At 50.8% G+C, this 2,124-nt stretch carries 2 protein-coding genes; both read right to left on the reverse strand.

The features are described from left to right. On the reverse strand, positions 1–1,493 hold a 1,493-nt coding region (locus tag Q0294_RS09340; RefSeq protein WP_299463816.1), incomplete at its 3' end, for a TIGR03545 family protein. After that, on the reverse strand, positions 1,490–2,002 hold the full coding sequence (locus tag Q0294_RS09345) for a TIGR03546 family protein (RefSeq protein ID WP_299463819.1): 513 nt from the start codon (positions 2,000–2,002) through the stop codon (positions 1,490–1,492). The genes Q0294_RS09345 and Q0294_RS09340, both read right to left, overlap by 4 nt. Positions 2,003–2,124 lie beyond the last annotated feature (122 nt).

Consider the following 2,124-nt stretch of genomic DNA (forward strand, 5'->3'; position numbering starts at 1 on the left):
GATTCCATTCTCCCTTCCGGTCGTTCATAACTGCCGGAACAATGTAATGTCGCGGAAATCGAATCAATGGAAGCCAGTGTCTGTGACAGGATGCCTGCCATCGACTGATATTCAGATTGAGAGGTAGAAAGTTGAAAATGGACCGGAGTCTGACTGAATTCAAGGCGACATTCAAAATCATGCTCTCTGAAAGAAAGCTGTGATCGACACTCCGTCTGGTCCGCAATCAGATCGAGCGAAAGCTGCTCGGAGTTTTCGAGAGTGATTTTTTTCTGATGAGGCAGTTTGAACAGGACGACAAAATCATGAGTGGGATTCGCTTGATAAAACTTGAGGTCTCCCGCAAACCTGATGTCGGCTTCCGCTTCGACCTGAGCCTGCAACATAATCGGCTGGCGGTATGTTGCGGGGGAGGACGAGAGGTCTTTGATGAGCCCGACAAAGGGATATTTCTGTTGATCGACCCGCGCGGCTCCCGTTAAACGGATTTTTTTAAAGAGAATATCTGGCAATCCGGTATCGCGACGAAAATCGATCCATTCGCCCTGGATGCGTTCCGGTTCCTGCTCATCCCGCAAAGTCTTGACTGTTTGCAGCATGATGTTCGACCAGCCGAAGACCTGCTCCAGTTGCCGGGACAATTCCTCGCCGATAAAGGCATGCAGAATTTTCTGTGGGTCGGGAGAGACGGAGTCGACCAGTTGGTCGAGGTTTGCTAAATCCTGTTTTTTTGCCTGTTCAATCCGTTGATAATCCTGTTGTGCAATTTGTGGAAGCGAACTCAGTTCGTTACGAATCAGCTTTCCTTCTCTGACAAGCTGATCAACACGTTCTGCCGACTGGGCGTACGTCTTGATTTTGTCAATTGTCTTACCTTCAGCCGTTTTCACTGTACTTTGTACCGAATCCACTTCCAGCCTGACCTGCTGCAGACGCGTTTCGTATTGTGCAAAACGCTGCTTCCATTCCTGCCCGATCACTTTGGAAACACGCACGGTTTCCAGACGATTCGGATCTAACTGCTCGGCCGCCGAACTTGTCAGAACACTCAACCAGGATTTTCCCAGTTCCTGGGATGCTTGACGAAACCGGCTGGCATCGAACGTGAAGCCGGTTGCGGGTTGATCTGATGTGTTTTCGGAAACGTGGCCTGCCGTCGCGCGGGGCGTATCAAATTCCATTCCGGAGACGGTCGCTTCCTCGACAATCAGATTACGATACATCAACGGTTTGCCGGACAGCTTCATTTCGATTTGATCGAATGAAACCAGATTGCGTTTGTTATTGGAATGACTGGTGATACTGACCGGCCCCGTCTTAAACGAAGGCGGAAAGAACCCGGTCTGCAGACTGACGACATCCACTTCCGTTCCGGTCAGAGATTGTCCCATCCGGACTACTCCCATGCGGACGAGTGGATCGAAGGCACAGGCAAAAAAGACCCAGATGATGGCAGCAATGGTGAAGCGAGGCAGCAGGTAATTCCACTTCATGCGACTTCCCCTACGATCGCGCCCACTTCCGTTCCCCAGAGAATTTTGACAATGCGATATTTCATCAATTTCTCTGCTACCAGAGGCGTATATTTTTCAAACTGAGGTTTCGAGAGGCGATATGTGGGGTAGAACGATAACAGTCCCAGAATCAGGCTGCCCATCACAATGGTATTATTGAAGTCGGTCCATGGCGCAAAAGGGAGTTCATAAACGGATTGCCAGAAACCCTGCAAAGGTGACGCCAGCAGCACACCACGCCCCATCAGATGGCTCAGCGGATCAATCAGTAATGAGAGCCAGGAGAAAAGCATCGTCGACAGCGAGGCCGAACAGAGATTGACCTTCGAGCCGGCCAGAATAAAGAGCAGCACGACCGCCAACAGATTCTCTTTAGGAACCAGGCCGATCACCATACCCATGCTGAAACCAAGGGCCAGTTGCCGGGGCGAAGAAGCGCCGCTGAGGGCGCTGGCCAGAAAACGCAGAGATCGAAGCCAATAAGACATGTCGAGGCGAACTCCGCACTATCTATGGAGTTAGGGATTAGAAAAATAATTCTGCCCGCCTGATAAGGTCAGGCAGAATCCCCCCCGGATATGATCTTTTATCGGCCGGAATTCACGTTCTC

It is taken from the genome of uncultured Gimesia sp., assembly GCF_937919775.1.
GTDB lineage: Bacteria > Planctomycetota > Planctomycetia > Planctomycetales > Planctomycetaceae > Gimesia.